Below are 14,933 nucleotides of genomic sequence, written 5' to 3' on the forward strand. Positions count from 1 at the left end.
TTTATTGTCTTTAATTTTGAATTTTTAACTTTGAATTTTGAATTGTTAACTGTCTTCTTCTTTGTCCTCTACTTAGCCTTTGTTCAAAACTATTTTTATCGGATTCTTCAACAGGACTAAAAATATTTGTCATAGAGCTAATATTTGGGCATTCATACAGCTTGGCAACAGATAGATTTGAATCAAATTGCTTATTTAAGATAGCGATTAGTTGAAGACCTATGAGTGAATCACCACCAAGCTCAAAGAAGTTATCATAAATTCCTATTCTTTCAATTCCAATAACTTCTTGCCAAATATCAACTAACTTTTGCTCATTTTTATTGCGAGGTGCAACGTAATCATTACTGAGTTCTGGTCTCGGGTATTTTAATTTGGATGAATTGACAGTTTCTAAAAAATCTAGTCCTGGTGTTTTATTGTCAGAGTTGTAATGTTTGAATACTTCCAATAAATCAGAGGTAGATATTACAACTTGAGGTATTGTATTCTCTAAAATACGGTGAAATACATCTACACCTTCATGGGGTAATATACCTTGCTTAAGATTTTCTAGCCGCAATTCTTGGAGTCGTTGTGGCAATTCTGTGTTTACTGCCATTCCAACTTCTTGCCAAGTATCCCAATTAATACTTGTAATAAATCGGTTTTGTTTTCCAGCATTACAGTGAGCATAAGCATCTAAAAAAGCATTCGCGGCACAATAATCTACCTGTCCAAATTCTGCTACGATTGAGCTATTTGATGAGACTAAAACAAATAAATCTAACTCAATATTTTTGAGAATTGTATCAATAACTACTGTTCCTTTTACCTTGGGAGTTAGAATTGTTTCTGCTTCGTCTGGAGTTTTTCGTTGAATTGCACCGCCTCCAGGAACTCCAGCAGCGTGAATAACACCATTGAGTTGGCCAAATTGTTGTTGAGCTTGAGCGATCGCACTTTGCATTTGTTCTATGTTGCTGACATCAGCAGCGATCGCTAAAACTTCTGCACCCAAATCTTCAAGTTCTTGAACTTTGCGAATCTTACAACTTGTACTATCAGCTTCATCATGAGTAGATAGCCATTGAGACCACTCATTTTTGTTGGGTAAAGCAGAACGTCCTACTAATAATAATTTTGCTTTTACAGTTTGAGCTAAGTATTCTGCCAAAACAAGTCCAATACCTCCGAGTCCACCTGTAATTAAATAAACTCCTTTTTCTCGTAGTCGAGGCTTTTCAGTTTTAGTTTTCTCAAAACGCACTGGTTCAAAACTCTGCACCCAACGATTCAAACCTCGATAAGCAATTAACTTTTCTGGGTTATCAACTGTCAATTCTAGGAGTAAATTTTTTATCAGTTTTTCTTCTTGCCAACTGCCATTTGAAGGAAGAATAACATCAATATTACGACAATTGATATTTGCATATTCTTGAGAAATAACTTTAACTGGGCCGAGCAAAGTTGCTTTTTCTGGAGAAAGTACTTCAGTTGCCGTTACTGGCTGTAAGTTGTTAGAAATAACACTAATTTCAAACTTATTAGTTGTTTCTCGTCTCCCTAAAGCTTGGGCAATAAATAATAAACTATAAAATCCCTTTATTTGGGCTAATTCTAATTTTGAAATCTTTAATTCTTGGTCAGCTACGTGTGTAACATTCCATAAATGAACTATTTTTTTTGGTAACTTATTGTGTCTGAATAATTCTTCAAATAAAACATCATAATCATGGTGGTTTTCTGGGTTGATAGTATATTCCGACTCACCTATTATGTTAAAGTTTTCAGCTAATTTTACCGTAATTACGTCTTGGTTTTGTTTTTCTAGTTGTTTTACTAATTTGATACCCAAACCGCACTCATCGAGAAATACCAAAGTGCAAGATTTTTCAGTTACTAATTCTTGGCTATCCAGTTTGGCTGGAGGTAAAGAAGGCTTCCAAAAAGGAATATAAAACCAGTCAGCTAGATCGGGTTTTTTAATGAGTGATATTGAACTATGATTATTATCTTGTTCTGGCTTTTTCGCTTCAATCCAATACCTTTGCCGTTCAAAAGGATAGGTAGGTAAAGGTAAACGATGCCGCTGTTCTTCGCTATAAAATTCTAACCAATCTATATTGACACCAAAAAACCACAACTGACCCAATGTCTGCAACAAAAAGCTAACATCTGATTGTTCGTTTTGAGGTAACGAAGTCAGTACGTGTTGTTTGGCATTGATATCTAAATGTTCTTTAGTTAATCTGCTTAAATTATGTTCCGGCCCTACCTCTAGAAAAACGCCTTCAAACTGCTCTAAAAGTTGAGATATACTCTCAGAAAATTTCACACTTTGTTGCAAATTTTGGCTCCAATAGTTGGGATTTGTCGCTTGTGCATCTGTAATCCAACTACCAGTTACATTGGAAATAAAACGAATACGTGGTGGGTTGAGTTTAACTTTTATTCCCTTGTTTGCTACAATTGCTAAGGCGTCTTCTAAAGAAAATACACCTGCGATCGCAGCTGCAACATATTCACCAATACCCTCACCAATCATAGCTTCTGGTAGCACATCCCATGACATCAATAACTCAGCCAGGGCATACTCACTTACAAATAATGCTACATCAGTAAGATTAGCTGCGGCAATTTTATCTGAGTTTGAAAACAGTAAATTGCGAATATTAAAACCAATGTGAGATTGCAGAATTTCGGCGCAATTATCTACATGTTTGCGATATGTCGCTTCAACTTCATATAATTCATGGCTGATGTTTGTATTTGGCGATCGTTGTCCAGAAAACATGAAAATTACAGGACAACGATTTGGCTGGAAATGATAGTCAAAAACACGTTCTTGGTCATGATTTTGCAGTAATTTCACAGCGTCATTCAAGTCATGGCAAACTACCATACGCCGATGGGCAAAAGCTCGACGACCTAATTTTAAAGTGTAAGCTACATCAGCTAGGTTAATATCAGGATTTTGCTGGAGGTAAGTAGCTAAATTTTCTGTAGCAGTTTCTAAGGCTGTGCTAGTTTTGGCTGATAATAATATTAATTGCCAAGGACGAGAAGCACTAGATTTTTCAATTACTGGAGCTTCTTCTAGTATTACGTGGGCGTTAGTTCCGCCAACACCAAAAGAACTTACACCTGCTCTACGAGGTAATCCGTTAGTTTTCCAGTCTGATAATTTAGTATTGACGTAGAAAGGACTGTTAGCAAAATCTATCTCTGGATTTGCTTTTTCAAAGTGTAAATTAGGGGGAATTTGTTGATGTTTTAATGCCAGGATTGTTTTAATTAAACCTGTCACACCTGCTGCTGTATCCAGATGCCCAATATTGGTTTTTACTGAACCAAGAGCACAAAAACCTTTTCGATTTGTGCTATTACGAAAAGCTTGTGTGAGAGCCTTAATTTCAATCGGATCTCCCAAGGGAGTTGCAGTTCCATGAGCTTCAACATAAGAAATAGTATCGGCTTCAACACCAGCTAAAGCAAGTGCTTCTGAAATAACTTCTCTTTGACCGTGAACGCTAGGTGCTGTAAAACCAACTTTTAAAGAGCCGTCATTATTGATAGAGGAACCTTTAATTACAGCATGAATAAAGTCTCCATCAGCAATAGCATCCTCCAATCTTTTTAACACAACAATGCCCAAGCCATCGCCAAATACAGTTCCTTTAGCGTTAGCATCAAAAGTCCGGCAATGCCCATCAGGTGAATGAAGAACTCCCTCTTGATATTGATAGCCAGATTTTTGGGGTAACTTGGCTATGGAAACACCACCAGCCAAAGCTATATCACTTTCTCCGTTGAGCAAACTTTGGCAGGCTAAGTGTACAGCTATTAATGATGTAGAGCAGTTATTCTGAACATTGATACTTGGGCCAGTAAGATTTAATTTATAAGAAGTTTGCGTGCTTAAGTTATCTTTTTCATTACCAATAAAAATATTTAAAGCATCTACTGACTCGATGATTTCTTTATTAGAAACTAAATTTGTAAATAAATAATTGCTGTTAGTGACACCAGCATAAACCCCAATTTTACCTTTATAAGATTCAGAATCATAGCCCGCAGATTCTAAAGCTTCCCAGGCAGACTCTAAAAACATCCGATGCTGCGGATCTGTGATTTCAGCTTCTCTGGGAGTATATCCAAAAAATGCAGCATCAAATAACTCGATACCTTCTATTATGCTGCCTGCTTTCACATAATTCGGGTCATTGAGTAAAGTTTGTTCTACACCCGCACCTAGCAGTTCTTCATCTGTAAAACGCGAAATTGATTCTACCCCATCTCGCAAATTTTCCCAAAACTTCTCAACATTGTTTGCCCCTGGAAACCTACCAGTTATCCCAATAATAGCTATTTCATCACTGTCATCAAAATTGTCAAATTCTTGAGAGTTATTCATCTTTTTTTCCAACAACTACATATACTCTTGCGTTCCTCTCCGCGCCTCTGCGTCTCTGCGTCAGATAAAACCCTCTCAACAATCTAATATCTCTAAATCCAGAGCAATTTGAATTTGGTCATTTAAAACTGCATCAATGTCATCTTTACTCGTCAAAGGATTAGCAATTACCGCACGCAACGCAGTTACAGAAATTTCTTTGTCTAAACAAGTAATTCTTTTTGTTGTCCGCGAAATAAAAGTACGACCAGCTTGACGTTGACTTTTTTGCAGGCGCTCATTAAATATATTAATTTGTTGATTATCACTTTCTGTTAATTGCTTTTTAGCTGCAACTTCTCGTAAAGGCTCCGGAATATAACGATAAAGAAGTAGATTGATATCTGGTTCCGATAGTAACTCAAATTCCGGCAGAGAATTGATACAATCGGCCATATATTGTGTTTTTTCAATACCTGCATCAATCAAAAATTCATAACCTTTCAAACCTATCAGATGTAGCCCAGCATGTAAAAATAATGCCATACCGGGACGAGAACCTTCTAAAGCGCGTTTTCCTAAATCGAATGAACCTTTACGCATGGTATAGCTAGCATTTTTTTCAATCACTGAAGCTAGGTATGGTTCGCGCATGAATACCATGCCAATACCCATAGGTAAATACAGCTGTTTATGTCCATCAATTGTGACTGAATCAGCGCGTTCAATACCAGCAAGTTTTTGTCGATGTTGTTCGGAAAATATTAGCGGCCCGCCCCAAGCTGCATCTACATGAAAATGAACATTTGCAGCTTGGGCGATATCTGCAATATCTGAAAGTGAGTCTATATTACCAGAATCTGTAGTACCGGCAACGCCAGCGATCGCAATAATATGTAAATTTTTGGACTGACAGTCTGCAACAGCTTGACGTAAGGCTACTAAGTCCACTTGATTGTTTTTATTAGTAGGAATTTTAATCAAACTATGCGTACCTATGCCTAATAAATCTGCTGCTTTTTCAAAAGAAAAATGCATCAATTCAGAACCAATTATTACTGCTCCTTGATAACCGTAGTAATCTAAAGCTGCTGGTAAACCTGCCTTTTCTACACCTGGAAAGCTATTTTTTGCACCCAAAGATTTATTACGAGCGCACCATAATGCGATGATGTTGGCTGCGGTACCTCCAGATACTAATATGCCTAAAGTGCTTTGGCTATTTTGGACATGCTCGCTATAAAATTCATCAGAAAAGTTATAAATTAATCGATGAATCATTGCCAAAGACTGGCGCTCGTATGGACTAAAAGCTTTGGCTGTTTCTATTTTGACAACATTCTGGTTCATTGCTGTCATCAGTTTTGCCAGAGGTCGCACAAAACTGGGCAGTGCAGAGGTCATGTGACCTATAAACCGGGGTGAAGATGTATGTATTGAATGATTAATAACATTATTTGCTAAATATTCAAGATAAGTATCAAAATTAGCAGGATTAACGGGAATTTGACTATCACCAAATATTTCTATTAATGAATTAAATTCAATATCTGAATTAGTATTAATGGCATTTAAGAAATCATCAACTAACGCGTCAGTTTCAACAGTTATCTTAGCTTCTGTAGAGACTAAGCTATTAGATGGAGCAAATAATTGCATCACTTCATTGGCGACTGCATAGTGTGGCGTTAGCTCATTCTTCAAAAAGAAATTTTGCTGAGTTTTTTCTTGTCTTTGCTGACTTAATGCCATTTTATACCCCACAAAAAATTTATGCTTTTGACTCTTTACTTTTGACTGGCTCGGCGATGATTTTGTCTGGCTTCTTTGCGACGCTTAATTGAAGCAGACCTTACTTGAGCATGGTAAGAATCTTTTTGCGAAACAACTTCTTCATCGCTACTTAAAAACTCAGCAAGGGAACTGATAGTTGGCCTTTCGTAAATGCTGATTATCGGAATATGAGTATTTAATTCTTTTTGTAACTGGGAGATAACCTCAACACCGATTAAAGAACTACCTCCCAAATCAAAGAAATTATCATAAATACCAATCTTTTCAATTCCTAAAACTTTTTGCCAAGCTTTAGCAACTATTTGCTCTACCTTATTACTAGCTGGAACGTAATCGTTTTGTAAGTTTCTTCTGGAATGGAACGATAAAGCATCTGCATTATTTTGTAAAAATTGTCGTTTTATCCATTGCTCAATTCTGGGTTGTAATTCTCCCGCAGAAACAACAATCTGAGGAGTTTTAGTTAAACATAATACACGTCTAAAGACATCTATACCTTCCTTCCATGTCATGCGTAATTTTTCTAAAGCTACTCCCACAGTTAGGTCTTCAATATCACCATCTTCAGATTGCCAAGTATCCCAGTTCACACTAATACAAGGAAACAAATTTGTTTGGTTGTACTTGTGAGCATAAGCATCCATAAAAATGTTAGCAGCAGAATAGGAAGTTAACCCCAAACCTCCTAAAACAGATGATGAGGAAGATGTGAATAAACAAAAATCTAGCTTTTGACCTTGCAAAACTTTCTCTAAAACAAATAGCCCATATACTTTAGGACTAAATTGTGCTTGACTTTGAGCTTTAGAACTTTCTTCAATAGTGTAATACGCATCGTCATTAATTCCGGCTGTGTGGATGACACCATGAATTTCAGTAAAGCGCTGTTTAGCTAATTCTATAGCTTTTTGCATTTGTTGTTCGTTAGCTACATCAGCACTAATCGCTTCAACCTCAGCACCTAACTCCTCAAGCATCATCACTTTTTTCAGCTTTTGGCTAACTTCATTAGATTCATCATGAGTTAGTAGCCATTCAGACCATTGATGTCTTTCTGGTAAGCCTTTTCTACCAATTAAAATTAACTTAGCCTGCACTGTTTTTGCTAAGTATTCTGACATTGCTAAACCAATGCGACCAAGACCGCCAGTGATTAGGTAAACACCACCTTTTATTAACTTACTTTTGCTGGTAATACTCTCATCTAAACGTACAGCTTCATAAGTTTTAATCCAGCGATGATTGCCGCGATAAGCAATTATGTTATCGGTTATGGGTGCTGTAAATTCTGTCAGCAGCGAGTTTATTAGTGTTGGTGATGGCTTAGTTTTAGAGTCTGCAAGTACGATATCAAAGCAGCAGCAAGTTATATTGAGATATTCTTGTGGAATTACATTGCATGGGCCCAATATAGTTGCTTTCTCAGGACACAAATTCTCGCTACCAGTGACATCATGTAGATTGCTGGTGACAACCATCAACCTTATTGGGTCAATGATATTTTGTTTTGCCAAGGCTTGTGCTAAAAACAGCAGACTATCAAAACCGAGATTTTGACAATCTTCAAAAAACTGATATTGTGTTTGTGGGTCTAGCTCTTGACTGGGTAAAATATCGTTAGGAGTTACGCTCCAAAAATGCGCGATCGCTTGAATAATCCAATCCTGTTCTTGCAGTGCTTTAAATAAACTATCATAGTCATCCCTTTGTTGGGGATTAATTACATAATTACAGTCATTAAGTTTAGCAAATTTATCTCCTGCCCTGACAAAAATTACATCTTGATTTTGTTCTTTGAGTCGTTCGGCAATTTCTGTTCCGACTCCATAGCTATCAACAAAAATTAACCAAGATGACTTTTCTTGTAGCAGTTTTTCCCCTTGAATAAGTTCAACTGGTGTCGATTCTTTCCAGCGAGGAACATAGAACCAGTCAGCAATATCTGGCTTTTTATCTGATTTTTTTGGCGACATCATTGCCAAAGTTGCATTTCTATTTACCTCAATCCAATAACGCTGGCGCTCAAAGGGATAAGTAGGTAAAGGTAGACGATGACGTTTTTCATTTGCATAAAAACCAGACCAATCAATTTGAATTCCTACTAACCAAAGCCTACCCAAGGTATTAAGTAAAAATTCTACATCTGATTGTTGCTCTTGAGGATGCCGTATAGAAGTTAATGTTACTACATCTGTCTGATGTTGTTTTGCCAAACTACTTAGCGTCCGTCCCGGACCGACTTCCAACAATACTTGCTCTGGCTGTTTCAATAATTGAGAAATTCCTAAGCCAAAGCGTACTGGCTGCCTTAAATGCCTTGCCCAATATTTAGGATCTGTTGCTTCAGTGGCAGTAATCCAAGTTCCGCTAACATTGGATATAAAAGGAATTTTTGGAGTATTAAGCTTTACTTTTTCTAACGACTGAATGAAAGTCTCAATGATGGGTGACATCATTTCAGAATGAAAGGCATGAGATGTATGTAAACGCCTACAATTTATGCCTATTTGTTGTAGTTTTTCTTGCAATTTATCTATTGCTGTGTGTGAACCAGACACTACACAAGAAGAAGGTGCGTTAATCGCAGCTAAAGAAATTCCTTTTTCTAGAAATTGTTGTATTTTTTGTTCTGTAAGCTGAACCGAAAGCATAGTACCACCAGGTAACTCTTGCATGAGTTTTCCTCGTCTTACTACTATCTTCAAGACATCTTCTAAAGTAAAAACTCCGGCTATAGTTGCAGCTACATACTCTCCAATACTATGACCAATCATCGCTTCCGGACGCACGCCCCAAGACATCCACAACTTGGTCATGGCATATTCAATTACAAACAATGCTGGTTGAGTAATTGCTGTTTGTTGTAATTTTTGTGTTGCTTCTGGAACTTTTTCTTCGCTGGGATAAAGAACTGTACGTAAGTCTATTTGCAAGTCAGATTTTATGAGTTCGCAGCAGTAATCCACTTGCTCTCTAAATACGCTTTCATTTTCATATAATTCTCGACCCATATTTACATATTGCGAACCTTGTCCGGAAAACATAAATACAACCGAACGATTACAAGGTTCTTGATAATAAGTGAAAGCTCTTTGAGGGTCTTGCAATGCATTAATTGCATCTTCTTGATTTTGACAAACTACCATTCGGCGATGGTTCAAAGTCCAACGGCCTACTTGTAAAGTATGAGCAACATCAGCAAGATTTAAATCTGGATGCTTTTGTAGATGATTAGCGAGGTTTTCTGTAGCAGTTTGTAGTGCTGTATTCGTCTTAGCTGAAAGTACCAGCAATTGATACTTTCTCCTCTGCTCCTCTGCTCCTCTGCTTCCCTGCTGCGTTGGAGCTTCTTCTAAAATTACGTGGGCATTTGTTCCACCAAAACCAAAGGAACTAACACCCGCACGGCGAGGATTACCGTTAGTTTTCCACTCTGATAATTGATTATTTACATAAAAGGGACTGTTAGCAAAATCAATTTGAGGCGATGGTTCTTCAAAGTTTAAACTAGGAGGAATTTGTTTATTTTTTAAGGCTAAAACAGTTTTAATTAAACCTGCTACACCGGCAGTTGAATCTAAATGTCCAATATTGGTTTTTACAGAACCAATGGCACAAAATCCTTTTTTCTGAGTTTTGGTACGAAAAGCTTGTGTTAACGCAGCAATTTCAACGGGGTCACCTAAAGAAGTTCCGGTTCCATGTGCTTCAATATAACTAATAGTTTCAGGTTCAACTTCAGCCATCACCTGAGCTGCTCTAATTACTTTCGCTTGACCATTGACGCTGGGTGCGGTGTAGCTAACTTTATCTGAGCCATCATTATTAATAGCAGAGCCTTTGATAATAGCATGGATGCAATCTCCATCTGCGATCGCTTCTTCTAATCGTTTTAAAACTACAAGACCTAAACCTCTTCCTTTGACGGTTCCCGCAGCCTTAGCATCAAAAGCACGGCAATGTCCGTCAGGAGATTCAATTCCTCCCTCTTGATATAAATAACCGTCTGCTGTTGATATTGAAACTCCTCCTGCTAAAGCAATATCGCACTCACCACTGAGCAAACTTTGACAAGCTAAATGTACGGCAACTAACGAACTCGAACAAGTAGTTTGAACCGCATAACTTGGCCCCTGCAAATTTAATTTATAAGAAACAAGGGTAGTAACATAATCTGGAGAAGTTCCTTTTTCTATTTGCTTATCGCCCACAGAGGCTATGAGATCGTAATTAGAATAAATATTCAGTAGATAACTACCAAAACTGGTACCAGCGTAAACTCCAATAGGTTTTTTATATATCTGTGAACTATAACCAGCATCCTCAAGTGCTTTCCATGAATACTCTAAGAAAAAACGCAGTGAAGGCTCCATAACTTCAGCTTCTCTAGGGCTAAAATCGAAGAATGAAGCATCAAACAAATCTATACCTTCGACTCGACCTTCTGCTTTCACATAATTCGGGTCATTTAGTAAGGCTGCATCTACACCTAAGTCTTTTAATTCTTGGTCGGTAAATCTATGAATCGACTCTACTCCATCTCGGAGATTTTGCCAAAATTGCTCTATGTTTTGAGCTTCTGGGAAACAGCCACTCATACCAATAATAGCTATTTCCAGACCAGTTGTATTATTGAAATATCCTGAATCTTCCATAATTAATTTGGCTGTTTGCCGTTACACATTCTGTTGTCTCTTTTGTAAGAAGCGTTGTTTTAATCTAGCTTTTCCAGCTTCTAGCTGTTCGTTTAATTCATTGCTTTGGTTTTCAAAGTTATCATCTTCTTCTTGGCTAAAATATCGGGATATAGAACTGATTGTTGGATATTTAAACAGGTCAGTTATTGCTAAGTCTGGTTTAAAAATTTCTCGTAGTTTGCTGTAAACCTGAAGCACATTTAGCGAATGACCGCCAAGGTCAAAAAAGTTATCTTGAATGCCGACTTTCTCCACCTTGAGAATTTTTTGCCAAATATCAGCAATTGTGTGTTCCATCTCATTTCGCGGCAATACATAAGCTGTTTCTAGTACTGGGCGAAGATTATCTGGTTTTGGTAAAGCTTTCCGGTCCACCTTACCGCTAGGTGCTAGAGGCAGATTTTCTAGCATCACAAAGGCAGAAGGTAACATGTGATCTGGTAATTTCTCTTTTAAAAAACTACGCAATTCACTAATACTAGGAACTGGCTCTATTTTGGCAACTACATAGGCAACAATTAGCAAGTTACCTGGTTCATCTTCTTGAACTATTATGACATTTTCGCGTACATTAGGGTGCTGATTTAAAAATGTTTCAATTTCACCAAGTTCAACTCGAAAACCACGAATTTTTACTTGATGGTCAATGCGTCCAAGGAATTCCATATTTCCATCAGCCAGCCACCTACCTAAATCTCCGGTTTTATAGATTAAATCCTGGCGATTTGGTGGTAGCTTTTTCCGAATATCTGGAAAAGGGTTAGGAACAAAACTTAAATTAGTTTTTTCTTGATTTTTCCAGTACCCCGCACCGACACCAATTCCGGATACACAAATTTCACCTGGAGCGCCAATAGGTAATAGTTGCATTTGCTCATCTAGAATGTAGAGATTCAAGTTAGCTAATGGTTTACCAATTGGTACTGTTCGCTGATTTTCACCAAAAGGCTGGTTAACAATAAATTGAGTAATATCATCAGCAGCTTCGGTAGGGCCATAAGCGTTAACAATTTTGATTTCAGGATATATCTGGAGCCACTTATTTACCCAACTTACCGATACTGGTTCTCCCACAACCATCATCCATTTCAAATCGGGTAATTCTCTTTCATGAATTCCTAGCTGAGAAGTATATTCCAGTAAGCCACCAAATAATGCAGGTACTAATTCAACAACTGTAATTTTTTGTGATTTTAGCGCCTTAAATAGTTTATCAGGAATTCCAACAGTTTCTACATCTACTATTACTGTTTTGCCACCAATTAAAAGCGGTGCTAAAAATTGCCAAACAGAAATATCTGTTGAAGAAGGAGCGCTTTGGAGAAAATAAAATTCTTCTGTTAACTGCAACTCATCAAATTGAGCATAAATATGATTAATTGCACCATCATGTCTGACAATTGCCCCTTTTGGTAATCCTGTAGACCCAGAAGTATACAGCATATAAGCTGGGTCAGCAGCATCATTGATAGGTTCTATATTATCATTAGGCAGATGTTCAAAGTCTAACTTATTATATATCTTTAATTCTGGGCGCTCAGCAACCAATGTCTGATCGGGAATCAAGCTATCCAAACAAATAATAGACGAGATCTGCGAACAATCTTCTGTTAAATCTGATAAAACATTCAATAACGAAGAATCTGTAAATAAAAACCTCACTTCGCTATTAGCTAGCATATATTTAATGCGATTCGGTGGGTAAGTACTATCAATGGGTACATAAGCTCCACCTGCTTTGTAGATAGCAAGGATAGCAATGAGGAAATTAATATCGCGGTCTTTGAAAATTCCTACAAACTCTCCTTGATTAAGTCCTAATTTCCTTAATAATCTCGCTAATTGATTAGCTTTATGATTTAGCTCTTGATAAGTTAATTGAGTTTGTTCGTGAACTACAGCTATGTTGTTTTGAGTCTGAGATACTTGGTTTTCAAATAATTGATTTATTGTCTGTTCGACCGGATACTCTTTAGTATTGTTGTTGTAGTCTTGTAATAATTTGTATCTATCAGAGTCTTTTAATAAAACAACATCAGAAATTTTAATATCAACTTTATTCAGGCAACTTTCTAGAACATTGACATAACATCTGCTCATCAATTTAATATTTTCATCTTGAAACAGATGTTCGCTATATTCTATATCAACACTAATACTTTCACCATTAAGCGTAAAAGAAACTGTAATGTCATTATTGAGTTGGTTTAACTGGCTTCTCTGATGGATATTTTCTAGTAAAACTACTATATCAAAAATTGGACAACGATTAGGAGTTGTTGGTATTTCTAATAATTTAATTAATTCATTAAAATTATAATTTTGATGACTATAAGCAGCTACAGTAGTATCTTTTACCTGTAAAAGAAAATCTTTGAATGAAAGCTCAGGCGTAACTTTAGTACGCAAAGGAATTACTTTGCTATTTACGTCATCTGTTCCAATTTTTTCATATACTGGTATGCCAACGATAACATCATTGTTTCGCGTATATTTTGGTAGCAATATTTTCAAGGCAGATAAAAGTATTAAATAAATTGAAAAATAAGAATTTTTCCCAAGTTTAATAATTGCTTGAGATAAATCATTTGATAAATCAAATGTCAGAGATTTTTTACTACCGCTAGGGAATAAAGGTCTTACATAGTCCAGCATTAAATTTGTTTCTGGCAATTCTCCTGATAGTTTATTTATCCAATAAATTTTTTCAGAGAATGTGTTATGCGAGTGTAGATGTAAAACCATAATCTTTTCCTGATAATCAATTGCTTGACGAATTAACTACTATGTAAATCTAATTAGATATACAATCATCAAAGGCTGCTTTGATAATTGAACAACCCTTTTGCAAGCTGGACATATCAATTATTAGAGGTGGCAGAATTTTAATTACGCTATCATTTCTGCCTGCTTTTTCAATGATTAACCCTAGTTCAAAACAACGCGATGTGATACGTTGAGATAAAGTGCGATCGCCAAAATTTTTCACATCAATTCCCCAAATCATTCCAATTCCACGAATTGCAATTTTTTCACTAATTGATGCTATCTCGCGAGTGAGAAAATTTTTCAAAAAAAGCTCTTTAGCTTTTACATCTTGTTCAAAATCATAACTTTCTCGATACTCTAGAGCCGCTGTGGCTCCAATAAATGCTAATTGATTTCCTCTAAAAGTACCGTTATGTTCGCCCGGTTCCCAGATATCGAACTCTGGCTTAATTAATAATAGCGACATGGGAAACCCATATCCACTAATTGATTTAGATAGTACTACCATATCGGGAACGATATCTGCTCTTTCAAAAGAAAAGAAAGACCCCGTTCGGCCGCAACCAACTTGAATATCATCGCAGATTAATAAAATATCATTCTCATCACACAACTTTCTTAATCTTTGCATCCAATCAATGGGAGCTACAATAACTCCACCTTCTGCTTGCACTGTTTCAAAGATTATTGCTGCTGGTTTTTCAATTCCGGAATTAACATCATTTAAAACTGATTCTATATATTCTATTGTGTCAAAACTTTCCATAAATCCATAAGGATAAGGCATAAATGTTACATTGCTTGATGTCCCAATTGCGCCTGCTCGGATTCCGATATTACCACTAATTGCTAAACTACCCAAAGTCATTCCATGATATGCTCCCATGAAGGAGAAAATACCCGATCTTTTTTTAACTTTTCTAGCTAACTTTAAAGCAGCTTCTACTGCATTTGTTCCTGTTGGACCACAAAATTGAATGCGATAATCTAGTTTTTTTGAACTAAGTACTACTTCATCAAACTTCGCTAAAAACTTTTCTTTAGCCGAAGTATACATATCTAGCCCATGTGCAATTCCATCAGCATCTAAATATGAAATAACCCTTTGTTTTATATAGTCATGGTTATGTCCATAATTTAAAGCTCCTGCTCCGGCAAAAAAATCAATATATTCTTTCCCTGATTCCGAATAAATTATAGAACCTTTAGCTCTATGAAAGATATCCGGAAAATTATGACAATAGCTTCTGACGTTGGATTCACGCTTTTCAAATATATTCATGAGTTTCCTGGATTTG

At 36.6% G+C, this 14,933-nt stretch carries 5 protein-coding genes; all 5 read right to left on the reverse strand.

Annotated features, from left to right (window positions below; genetic code table 11):
* Nucleotides 1-10: 10 nt before the first annotated feature.
* A complete protein-coding gene (locus tag ACM0OY_RS08125) occupies nt 11-4,396 on the reverse strand; it encodes an SDR family NAD(P)-dependent oxidoreductase (protein WP_414568349.1) in 4,386 nt (1,461 codons plus the stop codon).
* A gap of 75 nt (nt 4,397-4,471) precedes the next feature.
* Complete coding sequence (panP, locus tag ACM0OY_RS08130; protein WP_414568350.1) at nt 4,472-6,127, reverse strand: pyridoxal-dependent aspartate 1-decarboxylase PanP; 1,656 nt, start codon at nt 6,125-6,127, stop codon at nt 4,472-4,474.
* A 35-nt stretch (nt 6,128-6,162) separates the two neighbouring features.
* On the reverse strand, nt 6,163-10,824 hold the full coding sequence (locus ACM0OY_RS08135; protein WP_414568351.1) for an SDR family oxidoreductase: 4,662 nt from the start codon (nt 10,822-10,824) through the stop codon (nt 6,163-6,165).
* Between the two features lie 21 nt (nt 10,825-10,845).
* Nucleotides 10,846-13,611, reverse strand: coding sequence for a non-ribosomal peptide synthetase (locus ACM0OY_RS08140; protein WP_414568352.1), 2,766 nt, complete (start codon nt 13,609-13,611; stop codon nt 10,846-10,848).
* A 49-nt stretch (nt 13,612-13,660) separates the two neighbouring features.
* A complete protein-coding gene (ectB, locus tag ACM0OY_RS08145) occupies nt 13,661-14,917 on the reverse strand; it encodes a diaminobutyrate--2-oxoglutarate transaminase (RefSeq protein WP_414568353.1) in 1,257 nt (418 codons plus the stop codon).
* Between the last annotated feature and the right edge of the window lie 16 nt (nt 14,918-14,933).

It is taken from the genome of Nostoc sp. CCY 9925 (genome assembly GCF_963920935.1).
GTDB lineage: Bacteria > Cyanobacteriota > Cyanobacteriia > Cyanobacteriales > Nostocaceae > Nostoc.